This is a genomic window from Cytobacillus depressus, from assembly GCF_008923245.1.
Taxonomy (GTDB): Bacteria; Bacillota; Bacilli; order Bacillales; family Cytobacillaceae; genus Cytobacillus; species Cytobacillus depressus.
This window is the reverse complement of record NZ_WBOS01000001.1, coordinates 348,618-366,275: the sequence shown is the minus strand read 5'-3', so window position 1 is coordinate 366,275 and position 17,658 is coordinate 348,618. Positions and strand designations below refer to the sequence as shown.

Annotated in this window: 21 protein-coding genes; 20 read left to right on the top strand and 1 reads right to left on the bottom strand. The window is 38.5% G+C overall.

What is annotated here, in order from left to right; all coding sequences use genetic code 11:
• Positions 1-24 precede the first annotated feature (24 nt).
• The 10 genes from F7731_RS01755 (at position 25) to F7731_RS01710 (ending at position 8,155) form a co-directional block, all read left to right on the top strand.
• Positions 25-930: a hypothetical protein gene (locus F7731_RS01755; protein WP_151533040.1), complete on the top strand. Its 906-nt coding sequence runs from the start codon at positions 25-27 to the stop codon at positions 928-930.
• A gap of 16 nt (positions 931-946) precedes the next feature.
• Entirely contained in the window at positions 947-2,206 is a 1,260-nt protein-coding gene (locus tag F7731_RS01750; protein WP_151533039.1) for a tetratricopeptide repeat protein, read from the top strand.
• A gap of 44 nt (positions 2,207-2,250) precedes the next feature.
• A complete protein-coding gene (locus F7731_RS01745; protein WP_151533037.1) occupies positions 2,251-2,793 on the top strand; it encodes a ReoY family proteolytic degradation factor in 543 nt (180 codons plus the stop codon).
• A 142-nt stretch (positions 2,794-2,935) separates the two neighbouring features.
• Entirely contained in the window at positions 2,936-3,400 is a 465-nt protein-coding gene (locus F7731_RS01740; protein WP_151533036.1) for a YpiF family protein, read from the top strand.
• A gap of 254 nt (positions 3,401-3,654) precedes the next feature.
• Positions 3,655-4,161 carry a Rieske (2Fe-2S) protein gene (locus tag F7731_RS01735; protein WP_151533035.1) on the top strand — a complete coding sequence of 169 codons (507 nt, stop codon included), beginning with the start codon at positions 3,655-3,657 and terminating at the stop codon, positions 4,159-4,161.
• Positions 4,162-4,164: 3 nt separating this feature from the next.
• The gene (gene qcrB, locus F7731_RS01730; protein WP_151533034.1) at positions 4,165-4,839 is read left to right on the top strand and encodes a menaquinol-cytochrome c reductase cytochrome b subunit; all 675 of its coding nucleotides are present in this window, start codon (positions 4,165-4,167) and stop codon (positions 4,837-4,839) included.
• Between the two features lie 45 nt (positions 4,840-4,884).
• Complete coding sequence (locus F7731_RS01725) at positions 4,885-5,658, top strand: menaquinol-cytochrome c reductase cytochrome b/c subunit (RefSeq protein WP_151533033.1); 774 nt, start codon at positions 4,885-4,887, stop codon at positions 5,656-5,658.
• A gap of 250 nt (positions 5,659-5,908) precedes the next feature.
• The gene (gene lhaT, locus F7731_RS01720; RefSeq protein WP_151533032.1) at positions 5,909-6,508 is read left to right on the top strand and encodes a lipoprotein heptaprenylglyceryl N-acetyltransferase LhaT; all 600 of its coding nucleotides are present in this window, start codon (positions 5,909-5,911) and stop codon (positions 6,506-6,508) included.
• A gap of 61 nt (positions 6,509-6,569) precedes the next feature.
• On the top strand, positions 6,570-7,364 hold the full coding sequence (ypjB, locus tag F7731_RS01715) for a sporulation protein YpjB (protein WP_151533031.1): 795 nt from the start codon (positions 6,570-6,572) through the stop codon (positions 7,362-7,364).
• A 110-nt stretch (positions 7,365-7,474) separates the two neighbouring features.
• Positions 7,475-8,155, top strand: a complete 681-nt coding sequence (locus F7731_RS01710) for a zinc metallopeptidase (protein WP_151533030.1) — start codon at positions 7,475-7,477, stop codon at positions 8,153-8,155.
• A gap of 51 nt (positions 8,156-8,206) precedes the next feature.
• Here the strand turns inward: F7731_RS01710 and F7731_RS01705 are convergent, their stop codons facing one another.
• The gene (locus F7731_RS01705; RefSeq protein WP_151533029.1) at positions 8,207-9,067 is read right to left on the bottom strand and encodes a YitT family protein; all 861 of its coding nucleotides are present in this window, start codon (positions 9,065-9,067) and stop codon (positions 8,207-8,209) included.
• 388 nt (positions 9,068-9,455) lie between these two features.
• Between F7731_RS01705 and F7731_RS01700 the strand changes: the two genes are divergently transcribed.
• The 10 genes from F7731_RS01700 to panD all read left to right on the top strand — a co-directional run bounded on the left by F7731_RS01700 (position 9,456) and on the right by panD (position 17,568).
• Positions 9,456-9,797, top strand: a complete 342-nt coding sequence (locus tag F7731_RS01700; protein ID WP_170289623.1) for a nucleotide pyrophosphohydrolase — start codon at positions 9,456-9,458, stop codon at positions 9,795-9,797.
• 1 nt (position 9,798) lies between these two features.
• Entirely contained in the window at positions 9,799-10,599 is an 801-nt protein-coding gene (gene dapB, locus F7731_RS01695; RefSeq protein ID WP_151533028.1) for a 4-hydroxy-tetrahydrodipicolinate reductase, read from the top strand.
• Between the two features lie 14 nt (positions 10,600-10,613).
• Complete coding sequence (gene mgsA, locus F7731_RS01690) at positions 10,614-11,045, top strand: methylglyoxal synthase (RefSeq protein ID WP_151533027.1); 432 nt, start codon at positions 10,614-10,616, stop codon at positions 11,043-11,045.
• Positions 11,005-11,742, top strand: coding sequence for a bacillithiol biosynthesis deacetylase BshB1 (bshB1, locus tag F7731_RS01685; protein WP_425481971.1), 738 nt, complete (start codon positions 11,005-11,007; stop codon positions 11,740-11,742). Before mgsA ends, bshB1 begins: the two co-directional genes overlap by 41 nt.
• Positions 11,739-12,878: an N-acetyl-alpha-D-glucosaminyl L-malate synthase BshA gene (gene bshA, locus F7731_RS01680; protein ID WP_151533025.1), complete on the top strand. Its 1,140-nt coding sequence runs from the start codon at positions 11,739-11,741 to the stop codon at positions 12,876-12,878. The genes bshB1 and bshA overlap by 4 nt, the downstream gene beginning before the upstream one ends.
• Positions 12,879-14,078: a CCA tRNA nucleotidyltransferase gene (locus F7731_RS01675; RefSeq protein ID WP_151533024.1), complete on the top strand. Its 1,200-nt coding sequence runs from the start codon at positions 12,879-12,881 to the stop codon at positions 14,076-14,078.
• Positions 14,063-15,043: a biotin--[acetyl-CoA-carboxylase] ligase gene (locus F7731_RS01670; RefSeq protein ID WP_151533023.1), complete on the top strand. Its 981-nt coding sequence runs from the start codon at positions 14,063-14,065 to the stop codon at positions 15,041-15,043. The genes F7731_RS01675 and F7731_RS01670 overlap by 16 nt, the downstream gene beginning before the upstream one ends.
• Positions 15,044-15,352: 309 nt before the next feature.
• Positions 15,353-16,189, top strand: a complete 837-nt coding sequence (panB, locus tag F7731_RS01665) for a 3-methyl-2-oxobutanoate hydroxymethyltransferase (RefSeq protein WP_151533022.1) — start codon at positions 15,353-15,355, stop codon at positions 16,187-16,189.
• Positions 16,186-17,034 carry a pantoate--beta-alanine ligase gene (gene panC / locus F7731_RS01660; protein WP_151533021.1) on the top strand — a complete coding sequence of 283 codons (849 nt, stop codon included), beginning with the start codon at positions 16,186-16,188 and terminating at the stop codon, positions 17,032-17,034. The genes panB and panC overlap by 4 nt, the downstream gene beginning before the upstream one ends.
• Positions 17,035-17,181: 147 nt before the next feature.
• Positions 17,182-17,568, top strand: a complete 387-nt coding sequence (panD, locus tag F7731_RS01655; protein WP_151533020.1) for an aspartate 1-decarboxylase — start codon at positions 17,182-17,184, stop codon at positions 17,566-17,568.
• Positions 17,569-17,658: the final 90 nt, after the last annotated feature.

Sequence of the window (17,658 nt, the reverse complement as noted above, 5' to 3'; positions counted from 1 at the left end):
TAAGACTGTAAAAAGGGTGGTTTTATGACGTATATAATTGAAAATGCCAATATTCTCAAAGAAAAGCAAATTATAAAAGCCTCCATTTTAGTTGATAATGGAATAATATTATCAATAAGACCAGCCTTTAAAAGGTATCGGTATATGAAAATGAATGCTGAACCTTTTATTATGACCCCCGCTCCAATCCTATATGAACAGGAATTTCCATCTGAAAAAACCTTTCAGGAATTGAAAGCTTACTTTATCGAGGAGTTTATTCTGAAAGGCTGTACAGCATTTTTAACAGTTGTAAAAATAAAGCATGAGTATGAATTATCGCATGAGCTGAAACGCCTTAAAACACAACTATTAAATAGCCCGATTGATTACATAATTGGAGTAAGAATCCCAGTCCGGCTATTAACACAATCTTTTGTGAGAAAATGCAAGAGGGAAAATATCCCAGCCATTTTTGTTGAAGTCGATCAAGTGGACGAGCTCAATCACATTCCTTGGGGCTGGCTTCGAGATGCCATGTTCCCATATAATAGTCCGCTAATCCCAATCTTCTTACATGCTAATGAAAGGGACAAGAGCCATGCAGAAAAAGAGTGGAATCGAGTGATGGAAACTGAAAAAATGCCGTATGTAAAAGACGAACTACTCGAAAAGGAACCAATTTCCCATTCCACATTATCAAAAATAGGAGTATATCCTTTTAAAGCAAGCATTCACCAAGGATGCGAATTGTCCTATAATCTTTATTTAAAGTCAAGGGAATTTAGAAAGATTGAAGAAGAGCAATTGTTTCACTATCATAGAAATAAGCTCGTTGTAACTGTTCATAAAGGAGATGTAATCCGGGCAGGGGAGAAGCTCTTTTTTAGACCAGGAAGTGGTGAGCATGTTAAAATAAATACACCATCTTTTTTTAAGATCGAGGTTTGATCGAAAGGAATCTATTATGGACAAAATTAATAAAATTATAAGTTTGTTAGAAAATGGTCATCAAGATGAAGCGTTAGAACAATATCGGAACATTTTAATAAATGGGACACATGAGGAAAGATTTATTCTTGGAGAGGAAATGCTTCAATATGGGTTCATGGAAGAAGCAAAGAATTTATTTGAAAGATTGCTTGAAGCTTATCCGGGGGAAGGAGAATTACTCGTTCTTTTAGCTGAAGCTCATATTGACCTTGGGGAAGAAGATGAGGCTATTCTTGTACTTGAGCAAATAAATGACGATGATCCAAGCTACCCGGAGTCTTTATTGCTCATAGCTGACCTTTACCAAATGCAAGGTTTATATGAAGTAAGTGAACAAAAACTAATAAAAGCGAAGTCGATTTTGCCGAACGAAGTGATCATTGATTTTGCACTCGGGGAGCTGTATGCTGAGCAGGGAAAATTTCTCGAGGCTGCCCGAGTTTATGAAAAGGTACTTGAAACGGACGATATGATTGCCGGTGTCAACGTAAATCAAAGAATGGCAGAAGTGCTTAGTGTCGGGGGAGCATTCGAACAAGCCTTGCCTTTCTATGAGAAGGCAATGGATGAAAAAGTAGAAATTCATACATTATTTGGCTATGCTTTCACTGCGTTGCAGGCAGGATACAATCGGACAGCCATTGAGAAGTTCAATGAATTAAAGGAGCTAGATCCTGAATACCATTCATTATATTTGAATCTGGCAAAAGCCTATGAGCGTGAAGAAGATTTAGAAAATAGTCTTCAAACAATTCAAATAGGAATTCAATATGATGAATTTAATAGAGAACTTTATTATTTTGGCGGAAAGCTTGCTCTAAAGCTAGGGAAAGAGGAAGTAGCTGAAAAATTACTGCGAGAAGCACTTGCATTAGATCCAGAATATGTTGCCGCGGCTTGTGACTTGAATAAATTGCTTCTTCACCAAGAAAGGTTTGAGGAAGTTATCGAAATCACCTCATTGTTAAAGGATTTCGAAGAAGAAGAGCCTCGCTTCATTTGGGATGCAGCAATTGCTTATAAACATCTCGAAGAATATTCATTGGCATTAAACAAATACAATGATGCATATACTTTCTTTAAAGAGGAGCCAGAATTCCTTTCGGATTATGGAAATTTCCTAATAGAAGAAGGAAAAACATCTGAAGCTGCCGAAGTGTTTAGTATATTAGTTAAAATGGAACCAGGAAGCATTGAATATCAGGATATATTGCAAAGAATTTTAGAAAGTTAATCTAGGCGCTTCCGCATTCTAAATAGCAGAGGAGGGAATCGAACATGTCAGCCCCTGTATCTGTCAACGAGAAAAAAGATTTTATACGCTGGTTTCTTAATCATTATCAATTAAAAAGACGGGAATGTGTCTGGATTCTAAACTATTTAATGAGTCATGATCAATTAATGGAAAAGGTTCATTTTGTTGATCATGCACAATATTGTCCGAAAGGTTTAGTCATGTCAACACATTGTGTAGACGAGGTTCCGTTTCGTTTTTACAAGGAAAATGTCATGACAACGGATGCTGAGAAGTCTTTTCATGACATCAGATTAAATCGTGAGGAAGATATTTTTATCCAATTAAATTTCCATGCAGCCAATAAGGCTCATCAATATGCGGCTGTCTTAGAAGAGAATCCGTATGTGCCGAACCGAATGGAAATTAGTGAAAAGGACAGAATGGTTGCCGAAAGATTCCTTTGTGATAGTATAAAGAATTTTCAGCGAGAGAGTCTATTAAGAAAAATTGACGAGGCACTAGATAATCAAGATGAAACTGCATTCTTACATTTAACTGAAGAGCTCAAAAAAATAAAGTATTAGATTTTTGCTTGCTATCATTAGCAGGCTTTTTTATTTTGGATGAATAATAACTTGAGATGAAAGCAATAACCTAAAACTTTTGTCGTAAAATATTAATAGTGTTAAAATAAATAGGATAAATTAGAAATATGGAGTGAATTGGATGAAGTGGATTTCCCAGGATATTGATATGTTCCAGCAGTCAAAAGAATATGTGGACACCGTAGTGCTGCCATTATTGCCTGTTTCTCTTAGCACCGATATGAAGCAAACGGCTTCGATGTCAGAATTTATTTCATTATTAAGTGTGCCTCTTGAGAGGCAATTTAGAGGCAGACTTCTCATGCTGCCAGGGTTTTCATATCTTAATTCCGTTTCAATGGACAAGCTTAAAGAGGAAGTACTTTCATGGGAATCTGAATTTTTAGCAAATGGTTTTAAGCATGTTTTCTATGTCACATCAGATAGCAATTGGAAAGCTATTGAAGGGGAACTAGAAGGAAATCTCCTTTGGCTGCCTTCATTGCCGCTTGAGAATATGGAGGAACAAAGCCGTAACTCCATTCTTGAGAATCAAGTAAAGCAGTTATTAAATTTATTCCTTCAAAAATGGCAAAAAGAAGATTGAATGATTATTTATTGATTCTGTCAAATTTTTAGCACAACTTTGCTAGAGGTGATAAATGGCGTAAATTGATGACGCTATTTCAATAAAACACTAAAAATTGTCCGAAAACTCAAATCTGTCACATATCTACATGTTTTTACCAAAGGATTATATTGACCTTCATTAGAGATTGATATATCATGATTATGTCCTAGTTTTATATTGTGTTGAATTGTGTCCGTTGGACTGAACTTCATAATAGAGGGGGGAAAAGTATGAGCAAGAATCGTGTATCTAGACGTCAATTCCTTAGCTATACTCTAACTGGTGTAGGCGGTTTCATGGCTGCTGGCATGTTAATGCCAATGGTTCGATTTGCTATTGATCCAGTATTACAAGCTAAAGCTGCAGGTGATTTCATTCCAACTAAACAAAAAGTTGCCGAAATTACCAATGTTCCAACTAGGGTTGACTATACATTTGAACAGCAGGATGCTTGGTATACTTCAGATGTAACTGGTACAGCATGGGTCTACAAAGATGAACAAGGGGAAATTGTTGCTTTATCACCTGTATGTAAACATTTGGGGTGTGTGGTTGACTGGAACACTGACAAAACGCATCCAGAGCATTTCTACTGCCCGTGTCATGGTGGTCTTTATACTAAAGACGGTACGAATGTTCCTGGAACTCCGCCAATTGCATCATTGGATGTGTTTCCTTACATTGAAAAAGACGGCTTCCTTTATTTAGGAAAAGCCGAGCCGCGAAAGGGGGCGTAATGATTGTTAAACAAAATTTATGATTGGGTAGATGAACGTTTAGATATTACGCCTTTATGGCGCGACATTGCAGATCACGAAGTGCCTGAGCACGTAAACCCAGCACATCACTTTTCTGCTTTTGTTTATTGTTTTGGTGGTTTAACGTTCTTCGTTACTGTTATTCAAATCTTATCTGGAATGTTCTTAACGATGTACTATGTTCCAGATATCAAAAATGCATGGGAATCAGTTTACTACTTGCAAAACCATGTTGCTTTTGGACAAATTGTTCGTGGAATGCATCACTGGGGAGCAAGTTTGGTCATTGTAATGATGTTCTTACATACACTTCGCGTTTTCTTCCAAGGAGCTTATAAAAAGCCCCGTGAATTAAACTGGGTGGTCGGCGTACTTATTTTCTTCGTTATGCTGGCGTTAGGTTTAACAGGATACCTACTGCCGTGGGATATGAAAGCGCTATTTGCAACAAAAGTTACAATGCAAATTATTGAGTCAACTCCACTTATCGGGATGCAATTAAAAACATTAATTGCCGGAGATCCGGATATTGTTGGTGCTCAAACGATTACTCGTTTCTTTGCGATTCACGTATTCTTCCTGCCGGCAGCATTATTTGCGTTAATGGCAGCACACTTTGTAATGATTCGTAAACAAGGAATTTCAGGTCCGTTGTAAAAAAAAACGATTACGATAATTTAGAAAAAGGAGGGGAATCGCCCAATGCATCGTGGTAAAGGTATGAAATTCGTAGGTGACTCTCGTGTTCCTGCTATGGATCACCGTAAGCCGAATATTCCGAAAGATTATTCGGAATACCCTGGAAAAACAGAGGCGTTCTGGCCTAACTTCCTTTTAAAGGAATGGATGGTTGGTGCCGTTTTCTTAATCGGATTTTTATGTTTAACTATCGCACACGAGCCACCGTTAGAAAAAATAGCTGATCCGAGTGATACAGCTTATATTCCGCTTCCAGACTGGTATTTCTTATTCTTATACCAATTACTAAAGTACACTTATGCATCTGGTCCATACAACGCAGTAGGAGCGTTCATCATTCCGGGACTAGCTTTCGGTGCATTATTATTAGCACCATTCCTTGATCGTGGACCTGAACGTCGCCCATCTAAGCGTCCTTTAGCAACAGGTTTTATGCTTTTAGCAGTAGCTGCGACTGTATTTTTAACTTGGCAGTCTGTAGCAACTCATGACTGGGAAGCTGCTGCAAACCAAGGGAAAATTGTCGCTGAAGTTGATATTGATACAAATGCTGAAGGGTATAAACTTCTTGAGGCTAACACTTGTACATCTTGTCATGGCGCTGAGCTTGCAGGTGGAGGGCCTAACCCAGCATTAATCGATACAGGATTAACTCCTGAAGAGATTGCTGACATTGCAAAACATGGTACGGGCAACATGCCTCCTGGAATGTTTAAAGGTACTGACGAAGAATTAAAAGTACTTGCTGAATTTATTTCAGGACTAACAAGTAAGTAATAACAAAAGCGGAAGCGCCTTGTTCACCCCCAACAAGCACAAGACAAGCCTTCTAGAAAGGTTGTACTTTACCTTTCTGGGAGGAATGGCTTGTGAACTCGAGGTCGACAAAAACGCGACGTCCTGTCGCATTGTCGACACTAGTACGTCCTGTACTTCGGGGGTAGGCGCTGGAGCTGGATGATAAAAAAGCTGACGTGTTTGCGTCAGCTTTTTTTGCTAATTAATTAAGGATGGGGGGAGAGAGTATATGAAGTGGGTATATCCGATTTTAGCTAATCGTGCAACCCTATGGCTGCTTTTAATCGTTAATATCGCTGGAACCATTTACGGATATATTTGGTATAAATGGCAGCTGGTAGACACACCGCCGATTTTTTTACCTTTCGTTCCGGATAGTCCAACAGCTAGTTTATTTTTTGTTTTTGTTTTGATCGCGTTCTTATTAGGAAAAAACTGGCCGCTATTCGAAGCATTGGCAATTGTTACACTCGTGAAATATGGTATTTGGGCCGTTGTGATGAACTTGCTAGTATTCAAAGTTACTGGAGAACTTGATCCAATTGCTCTCATGCTTATTTTTTCTCACGGTGCAATGGCCGTGCAGGGAGTACTGTATGCGCCATTTTATAGAATTAAGACTTGGCACTTAGCTGTTACAGCAATATGGACATTACATAATGATGTGATTGATTATGTGTTTTTTATGCTTCCGCGCTATCCTATCCTAGACTTATATATCCCGCAAATAGGGTATTTTACTTTTTGGTTAAGTATGTTCTCTATCGGTATCACATATTTCCTCTGTTTACGAAAAAAACGTTTTAACTTAAAGCTGAATTCGTATTGAATAGGTCTAACCTTGTCCCATCTCTCATAAATATTTAATAGTAATTTGAGGGGGGACAAGGATGAAAGCTAGATTGATCGTAACAGTTATCATTATTTTTCTATTATTGCCTATATCAGTAATCGCAGACGAAACCTCACCTGTTGATAGATTGGATCAATTATCAGATGAAGCCTTGCAGATGATAAAACTTCATCGATATGAAGATGCCAAAAAGCTGCTAGATTATTTTTCGGAACAATTTGTTGAATTTTCGGCTAAGGGCAGATCTTTTACTGCGGATGAGTTAAGGATTGTAACGATTTCTTATGATGAAGCAGTTCAAGCAGCTGCGAATGCCACAATAAAACATGAAGAAAAAATTAATCGGGTGACTAAATTTAGACTTGTTATGGATGCAATTACTTCGCCGTATGAGCCATTATGGACTGAAATGGAATCGCCAATTTTGACTGTTTTTGGGCAAGTAAAGGAAGCTGCTTATGAAGGGAATAAAGACCAATTTCATACATCATTAAATACATTTTTATCTTTATATGACATGATCTATCCTAGTATGAAGATTAATGTAGAGACGGAGCGTATTCAAAGGATAGATGCACGGGTTCAATTTCTTGATAAGTATCGCTCTCAAATTTTAACAGAGACAGCTAGTCACATGGAACTTGAAGCATTAGAAGCGGATTTGCAGATGTTATTTAATGATATGACAGAGGATGAAGCAGATCCATCATTATGGTGGGTGATCATCTCTACAGGAAGTATTATCATTCTGACTTTATCCTATGTTGGATGGAGAAAATATAAAGGAGCCCGAGAGAAAGAGAAGCCGCTTTCTAGAAGGCAAAAAGATTGACGCCATCCTTAAGCAAAAATACAATATAGATAAGCTGGACAATAGTAACTTAGCTTATTAGCATCTTAACTGATGCAGCTTCTGGAGACTGCTGAAAAGGGGGTATAGCATTGGGAGGATATTTAATATACTTCGCTATCATTATTTTAGTTCCGCTTTGGGCTCAAATGAGAGTAAAAGGGTCATTTCGTAAATATTCGAAAGTACCGGCTTCCTCACATATGAGAGGTGCTGAAGTGGCAAGACAAATTCTTGATTCAAACGGCTTATATCATGTTGGCATTGAAGAAGTAAGAGGTCATTTATCAGACCATTATGATCCGCGATCAAAAACGGTGAGATTATCATCTGATAATTTTCATGGTCATTCTGTAGCAGCAGCGGCAATTGCTGCCCATGAGGTTGGACATGCCATTCAGGATCAGCAAGACTATGCGTTTTTGCGTTTTCGCCATACACTTGTTCCAGTCGCAAATATCGGATCGAATTTCTCTTGGATCTTGATCATGATTGGCTTTTTTGCGGGAATAAGCGGTTTTGTATTGCTCGGAATTCTTTTCATGGCAGCTGCTGTTGTTTTCCAATTGGTTACTTTACCAGTGGAATTTAATGCTTCAAGCAGGGCGATGGACCAGGTCGTTTCACTTGGCATCATTCGTAATGATGAAGAGAGAGAAACAAGGAAAGTATTAAATGCGGCTGCGTTAACATATGTAGCTGCTGCTGCAGTTGCAGTACTTGAACTACTTCGCTTAGTTCTTATTTATACAGGAATGCAAAGAAACGATTAAAACCAGCCGCTTGGCTGGTTTTTCAGTTAATTAAGCAATGCAGCATTTAGATTAATGGTGAAGTGGCTTTTTATTTTCATCTAATGTGAAGCCTTCTCCTAAAACATCATGAACGACTGTTACTGACACAAAGGCATGAGGATCAACTGAAGTGATGACATTTTTCAAACGGACAATTTCATTCTTCCCGACAACACAATATAATACTTCGCGATCTATTTTTGTATATGATCCATATCCTCTAAGGACTGTTACTCCCCGGTCCATTTCTGTCATAATTTGTTCGGCAATTTTTTCATTTGAGTCGGAAATAATCATTGCCCCTCTTGCTGCATAGGCTCCTTCTTGCATAAAATCAATGACTCTCGCACCGACAAATACTGCAACAAGAGTATACATCGCTTCATGGTAAGTTAAATAGAAAATTAACGATAATGTAATAACAACAGCATCAAACATAAACATCGTTCGTCCCATGCTGGCGCCTGTATATTTGTTCACTAATCTTGCGATAATATCCACTCCGCCAGTCGTTCCGCCAAAACGGAAGATTATCCCGAGACCGACTCCGATCGAAACGCCGGCAAATAAGGCGGCAAGGGTTAAATCATCACTTAGAGGCATATGTATTTGATTGCGCTGAAAGATCCATAAAAAGATTGAAACACTTACTGTCCCGAGTATTGTATAATAAAATGAAGTTTTCCCTAGTAATTTCCACCCGAGAAAGAAAAGCGGGATATTTAACAGTAAATTTGTGTACGAAGGATCCCATTTAAAGAGAAAGTATAAAAGAAGTGTAATACCTGTAAATCCGCCTTCAGATAAATTATTTTGCATATTAAAATGAACAATTCCAAATGAAAAAATGGCAGAGCCAAGTAAAATAAATAATATATTTTTCAGTCTCATACATATCCTCCGCTTCCTGAATTCCACAATATTAATTGTGCCTGTTAAAAGACAATAAAGTCAAGGCTATACGAAAGGCTCAATTAATATACTTTGTTGATTGGAGTTGAAGGCACGAGACTCCTCCAAAATGCATATGCATTTTGGCGTGCGGTGTTTATTCAGAAATGACTATTCAATGTCCTGCGGGAAAAGCGTACCAGGGGAGACCCAGCAGGAGTGATAGCGTCGAGGAGTCTCCCTGACCGCCCGCGGATAGCTAGTGTCTGGAGCGGAATTCAACGGTTTGTATAACAAAGATATAAAAATAATTGTAAAAGCACTTTTGTTTAGCTAACATGGAAAGAAGGAAAAGTTTACTGCTATCTAAGAAGGGATGTTGTAAGACGTGCAAGACAAGACAATGAAAGAGCTTCAAGCAGAAGTGGATGCATACATAGGCCAATTTAAAGAAGGGTATTTTAGTCCACTAGCAATGCTAGCAAGATTAACAGAAGAACTAGGGGAGCTTGCGAGAGAAGTAAACCATCAATTTGGCGAGAAGCCGAAAAAAGCTTCCGAGGCTGAAAAAGCCATCGAAGAGGAATTAGGGGATATGTTGTTCGTCCTCATTTGCTTAGCTAACTCTTTAAATATTGATCTTGAAGATGCTCATAATATGATTATGAATAAATTTAATACTCGCGATAAAGATCGTTGGACAAGAATTGATCAAAATGGGGGAAAATAAAATGGAGAATATTAATATTGTCATTGCGGGAGCAAGAGGCAGAATGGGAAGGGAGGCCGTTCAACTCGTTCAGCGCACAGAAAATTTTCAATTAGCTGCAGTTGTTGATCATAAGAATGATGGTGGTCGTCTAAGTGATTTTGATGGCTTTACTGGAATTGATGTGCCGGTTTATACAAACATGGCCAATTGCTTCCAGGAAATAAAGGCCGATATCCTCATTGATTTAACTACTCCTGAATATGGTATGCTTCATACAAAAACAGCATTAGAGTATGGAGTTCGTCCAGTTGTTGGCACAACAGGCTTTTCAAAAGATAATCTTATCGAACTAGAAGCACTTTGCCGCGAAAAAGAACTTGGATGTATTATTGCACCTAACTTTGCAATTGGAGCTATTTTAATGATGAAATTTGCCCAAATGGCAGGCAAATACTTCCAAGATGTGGAGATTATTGAGCTGCATCATGATCAGAAACTTGATGCACCATCGGGTACAGCTGTTAAAACGGCTGAAATGATTGCCGATGTGCGAAAAACTAAGTTGCAAGGTCATCCAGATGAAAAGGAAACGATTTCTGGTGCAAGAGGGGCGCAGTTTGAAGGAATGCATATCCACTCAGTTCGATTGCCTGGATTAATCGCTCATCAGCAAGTTATGTTTGGCGCGGAAGGACAAACGTTAACAATACGTCACGACTCATATAATCGGGGCTCATTTATGTCAGGTGTAAAGCTTGCGGTTGATACAGTCCTAAAAATTGACACACTTGTTTACGGACTTGAAAACATTTTGGAATAGAATTGAGGGGTAAGATGAATATTGCATTAATTGCACACGATAAGAAAAAGGATTCACTCGTCGGCTTTGCAACGGCGTATAAAGACATTTTGGCAGAGCATCAGCTTTTCGCAACTGGAACGACTGGTTCGAGAATCATTCAAGAAACGGGTTTATCTATACATAGATTTCAATCTGGTCCTTACGGAGGCGATCAAGAAATTGGTGCCTATGTAGCGAATAATAAAATGGATATCGTCATTTTTTTCAGAGATCCATTAACCGCACAGCCTCATGAGCCAGATGTGTCTGCATTAATGCGCTTATGTGATGTTTATTCTGTTCCACTTGCAACAAATATGGGAACGGCTGAAATCCTTCTTAAAGGGCTAGAAAGAGGCGATTTATCCTGGAGAAATATTGTATATGGAAAAAGTGGTGATCAAGATGGCCGAGATAACTCTTGATATCCTTGCTTTTGGTGCCCATGCTGATGATGTCGAAATTGGCATGGGTGCTTCAATCGCAAAATACGCTAAATTAGGCAAAAAAATCGGCATTTGCGATTTATCAAATGCTGAACTATCTTCAAATGGTACGGTCGAAATAAGAAAAAAAGAAGCGCAAATAGCTGCAGACATATTAGGGGTCACTGTAAGAGAAACAATAGGTTTACCAGACAGAGGGCTATTTCCTAATCCGGAATACATAAGAAAAATAACAGAGGTCATCCGAAAATATCGCCCGAAGCTTGTCTTTGCCCCTTATTTCCAAGATCGGCATCCCGATCATGGACAATGTGCTCGGCTAGTAGAAGAGGCTGTTTTTTCAGCAGGAATAAAAAAATATGCCAGTGAAGATGGATTCGAACCTCATCGCGTTAAAAACCTTTATTTTTATATGATTAACGGCTTCCATGAGCCAGACTTTGTTATTGATGTTACAGGTTACATGGATAAAAAGATAGAAAGTCTCAATGCTTATGCTAGCCAGTTTATTAAAGATGAGAAAACATTTAATACCCCGCTTGTTAACGGGTATATTGAAACGATCGAGGCAAGGGAACGGCTATTTGGCAAAGAAGTAGAAGTGGCATATGCAGAAGGCTTTAAACGGAAAAAGCCAGTAATTATAAATCTAGATTTATTTGGTGAGCGTGAATGAAGACAAAATTAAAGATTGGTATCACTTGTTACCCAACTGTAGGCGGGTCAGGGGCCATAGCAACAGAATTAGGTAAACAGCTTGCAGAAAAAGGGCATGAAATTCATTTCATAACCTCTAGTCTGCCTTTTCGTTTAAATAGAATGCATCCGAATATTTATTACCATCAAGTGGAAGTCAATCAATATTCAGTTTTCCAATATCCTCCATACGATATTGCTCTTGCCAGTAAAATGGCCGAAATCATTAATCGAGAAAATCTTGATTTACTGCATGTGCATTATGCGATTCCACATGCTGTTTGTGCTATCCTTGCTAAACAAATGAGCAAAAGTGACGTTAAAATTGTTACAACATTACACGGAACAGATATTACCGTCCTTGGATATGACTCCACATTAACAGGTGCCATTCGTTTTGGTATTGAAAAATCGGATGCGGTCACCGCCGTTTCTAGTTCATTGACGGCTCAAACATATGATGTAATAAAACCAGAAAAAACAATTGAAGTGGTTTACAACTTTATTGATGAACGGGTCTATCGGCTAACTGATTCCTCCTACTTGCGCGAGGAATATGGAATTAAAAGGCATGAAAAGGTCGTCATTCATGTATCGAATTTCCGAGGTGTGAAAAGAGTGCAAGATGTCGTAAAGGCTTTTGCACGAATTTCGGAAGAGATTCCTTCTAAGCTGCTCCTCGTCGGCGATGGTCCAGAAATGACGGTCGTTTGTACTCTCGTTAAGCAACTAGGTATTGAAGATAAAGTATTATTACTCGGTAAGCAGGATAATTTAGAAGAACTTTATTCACTGAGTGATTTAATGCTATTACTATCAGAAAAAGAAAGCTTTGGACTTGTTGCACTAGAGGCAATGGCTTGCGGTGTCCCTTGCATTGGTACAAATATTGGTGGCATCCCGGAAGTGATTACAAATGGAATCAATGGCTATTTATGCAAGCTTGGTGACATTGAAACGATTGCCAAAAAAGGGATTAACTTACTCAGCGATCAAGAGCTGCATGCAAGATTTTCAAAAGAGGCAGTTAATTCGGCATACACAAACTTCCGTTCAGAAATTATCGTCACTCAATATGAGAATATATACTACGAGCTTTTAAAGAAGGTGCAATAATTGAAGGAGACTTTTCAAAAAGCTGCTCCCCTATTATTAAAAATTGAAGAAGCTGGCTTTGAAGCTTATTTTGTCGGCGGATCCGTGAGAGATCATATTTTAGGAAAGGCAATAGCAGATGTCGATATCGCGACCTCCGCCACTCCTGAGGAAATTAAGAGGATTTTTCCAAAAACAATTGATGTCGGCATCGAACACGGTACAATTATTGTGTTATTTAATGGCATTTCATATGAAGTGACGACCTTTCGAACGGAAGCGGAATATGTTGATTTCAGGAGGCCAACTGAAGTTCACTTTGTCCGCTCATTGGAAGAGGATTTACGGCGCAGAGATTTCACAATGAATGCCATTGCTATGGATAAAGATGGGGAATTTATTGACCCGTATGAAGGGGCCCTAGCAATTAAGAAACAAGTCATAAAGACGGTCGGACGAGCCGGAGACCGTTTTAATGAAGATGCTTTACGCATGATGCGAGCCGTTCGTTTCCATAGTCAGCTTGGCTTTCGAATTGAAGAGGCAACGCTTCAAGCTTTGGAGTCCTACGGATCTTTGCTTGAAAAGATTTCTGTTGAAAGAAAGCTAGCTGAATTTGAAAAACTACTTGGTGGAAAATATCGCAAGAATGCTTTACAGCTATTAGCTGATACAGGTATTTTAAACTTTTTGCCGGGCCTATCTCCATATAAGAAGCAAATTCAGCAAATGACTCAGCTTGATTGCATAGAGCTTTCTATCGTTGAAATGTGGGGGCTTATTCTTTTTCAAATTCAAATTAGTATGAACAAAGCTGCGGAATTTTTGAAAGAATGGAAGCTGCCAGTCAAAAAAATAAAAGCGATTCAGCAATTATTATTTTATCTGAATGATCGAATGAAAAATCCTTGGTTTACGAAAGCAATGTTTGATGCGGGAGAGGAAATTTTAATCGGCACAGAAAGAATTTTTAACGTTTTACATAACGATGAGATTAACTTAAATATTGAGAGTTTATTAACAAAATATCATTCACTCCCTATTAAGCAGCGGAGTGAGCTTCAAATAACAGGAACCGATGTGCAAAATTGGTTTCAGCGAACACCTGGCCCATGGATAAAAGAAATATTAGAAGAAGCCGAAATGGCTGTATTAAACGGTCATGTAGAAAACCACAATAATTCTTTAAAGGAGTGGCTGCTACGTTGCAATCAGAATTAAGGAAAAAACTACTTGATGCTTTTTCTAGAAGTGAAGATGAATATGTTTCTGGACAATTTTTAGCTGATACTCTCGGCTGTTCAAGAACTGCTATTTGGAAGCATATTGAGGATTTGCGTAAAGAAGGCTTTGAGCTTGAGGCAGTCAGAAAGAAAGGTTATCGCATTACAAAAGTTCCAGAAAGAATAACAGCGGATGAAATTAGGCTAGGGCTCTCAACAAAATTTTTAGGTACACAAATACATTATGAAGAAAGTGTTGGCTCTACCCAAAAAATTGCTCATCACCTAGCAAATGAAGATGCCCCGGAAGGAACAGTTATTATTGCGGAGGAGCAGCTTTCTGGAAGAGGAAGAATGGATCGTAAATGGCATTCTCCGAAATATACTGGTGTATGGATGAGTGTGATTTTGCGTCCAAATATTCCACCGCCGAAAGCGCCGCAGCTTACATTAATAACGGCGGTCGCTGTCGTTCAGGCTATTGAGGAATTGACCGGGCTTTCTCCGCAAATAAAATGGCCAAATGATATTTTAATTAATGGCAAAAAAGTGACTGGGATTTTAACGGAGCTACAGGCTGATGCTGACCGAATTATTTCAATCATTATTGGCATAGGCATTAATGTAAACCAACAAATTGAAGATTACCCAGATGAAATAAAAAATATCGCCACTTCATTATCCATTGAAAGTGGAAAAAAGCTACAAAGAGCTGAATTAGTAAAGCTACTCTTACATAAATTTGAGAATTTATATCTTTTATACTTAGAAAAAGGCTTTTATCCAATCAAGCTGCTTTGGGAAAGCTGCGCTATTAGCATCGGAAAAACGATTACCGCAAGAACAATTACAGGCAGTATTCATGGAAAAGCTTTAGGTATTACGGAAGACGGTGTACTTATGATCGAGGACGAAGCGGGAAAAGTACACCATGTTTACTCCGCAGATATTGAGCTTTCTTGAAAATAGATTTGTACAAAAGTTTATATAGTCAGACATTCCTCTGTTTTGGTATACTTAATTTGTCTAGCGTATATGCGCTATGCGATTGGGCAGTATCCTCTAGTTGAACTGCACCGTGTATGATTAGGTGGCTAATGAATCTATATTAATTTATTAGAATGATACCTAAAATTGAAGAAATTCTGCCTAGATCCGCTACGGGACCGGGACAGAGGGATGAGATGTTAACATGCAAAATTCGGAATCCTTCTGTAATCAGAAGGATTTTTTTTTCACCCTCTTCCTTACAAAATTTGAGGAGGAATTAGGATGAAGCAAACAACTGATTTTCTGAAAATGAAGCAGAATGGGGAAAAAATTGCTGTTTTAACAGCTTATGATTTTCCAGCTGCGAAGCACGCCGAAAAATCTGGAGTAGATATGATTTTAGTTGGCGACTCACTTGGAATGGTAGTGCTTGGCTATGATTCAACCATTCCTGTTACGCTAGCTGACATGATTCACCACACCAAAGCAGTTAAAAGAGGAGCCGAGCGTACATTTATTGTCGTCGATATGCCATTTTTGAGTTATCACTTATCGATTCGTGATACGCTTTTGAATGGAGCAAAGCTTATTCAAGAAACAGGTGCACACGCTGTAAAGGTTGAAGGTGCAGGAGAAGTCATTGCGAGTATTGAGGCATTAACAAATGCAGGTATTCCGGTAATGGCTCATCTCGGACTAACACCGCAATCTGTTGGAGTTTTAGGCGGCTATAAAGTACAGGGGAAAGATGCAGAGGCAGCAAGAAAACTAATTGAAGATGCCAAAAAATGTGAAGAAGCAGGTGCGTTTGCCGTTGTTTTAGAATGTGTGCCAAAACAATTGGCGAAAGAAGTTTCGGAAAGCATAAGTATTCCAACAATCGGAATTGGCGCAGGGATTCATGCCGATGGACAAGTCCTCGTCTATCATGATGTCCTTTCCTATGGGGTTGACCGTGTACCGAAATTTGTTAAAAAATATGCTCATATAAATGAAATGATCGAGCAGGGTATAGGTGCCTACGTTAATGAAGTGAAAAATGGGACATTTCCTGAAGAAGAGCATAGTTTTTCGATGAAAGAAACAGAGCTTTTAAGCTTATACGGGGGAAAAGCATGAAAGTAATTCCGACAATAAGAGAAATGCAGCAAACGATGATTCAAGCAAAATCTACCGGGAAATCGATCGGATATGTTCCAACGATGGGATTTTTGCATGAAGGTCATTTAACATTAATAGATAAAGCTCGTGAAGAGAATGATTTAGTTGCATTAAGTATTTTCGTTAACCCGCTGCAATTTGGGCCAACTGAGGATTTATCCTCTTATCCGAAGGATTTTGCGCGTGATCGCGCTCTAGCAGAAAAGCATGGAGTTGACATTATTTTTTACCCATCAGTTGAAGAAATGTACCCGGTTCCATTATCTGTAACCGTAAATGTAAAGGATCGAACGGATGTATTATGCGGAAAATCCCGTCCCGGCCATTTTGATGGGGTTGTTACTGTATTAACCAAGCTATTTCATATTGTACAGCCCAATAAAGCTTATTTCGGGACGAAGGATGCCCAGCAATTAGCAATTGTCGAAGGGCTAGTCAATGATTTTCATTTTCCAATTGAAATTGTCCCAGTTGAGACTGTTAGGGAAGAGGATGGCCTTGCAAAGAGCTCACGAAATGTAAACCTTATTCTTGAAGAAAGAGAACAAGCACCTGTTCTTTACGAAAGCTTGCAAGCAGCGAAGTCGATCATCGAAGAAGGCGAAAGAAATCCTGAAAAAGTAATTTCATTTATTCAAGGGTTGATTCGTGAAAAGTCGAACGGGGTCATTGACTATGTTCAAATATACTCCTACCCAAACTTAAAAGAGCTTGAGCGGCTAGAAGGCAGAATCATTATCGCCTTAGCAGTAAAGTTTTCGAAAGCTCGATTAATTGATAATTTGATTTTTACTATTGGCTAATTTAGTGAGTATGTTGACTATTAGCCATATGTGCATGTGAACGGGTTTTATTCGGTACGAATAACTTAGTGAACATTACGCATATGGCGGTTAGTGCGTCAACAATATGAATTTACAATGCCTAACTTATAAATAGGGGGAAACACCATGTTTCGCACCATGATGAATGGAAAAATTCATAGAGCAACAGTGACAGAAGCCAATTTAAACTATGTTGGAAGCATCACTATTGATACAGATATCCTTGATGCTGTTGGGATGATTCCTAATGAAAAAGTCCAAATTGTAAATAATAATAATGGCGCAAGATTCGAAACATATATTATTCCTGGTGAAAGAGGCAGTGGTGTAATCTGTGTAAACGGTGCAGCTGCCAGACTAGTGCAAGAAGGAGATATCATTATTATCATTTCATATGCATTAGTCGCTGAAGAAAAAATAAATATGCATCATCCAAAAGTGGCAATAATGAATAAAAATAATCAGATTAAAGAAATCTTAAACAAAGAACCAGAAAAAACGATCATTCAATAATATGGTAAAATCAAGGAGGCTGACAGTTATTAACGATGTCAGTCTTTTTGTATATATAGATAATCATGCTAAATATTGCCTAAAATATAT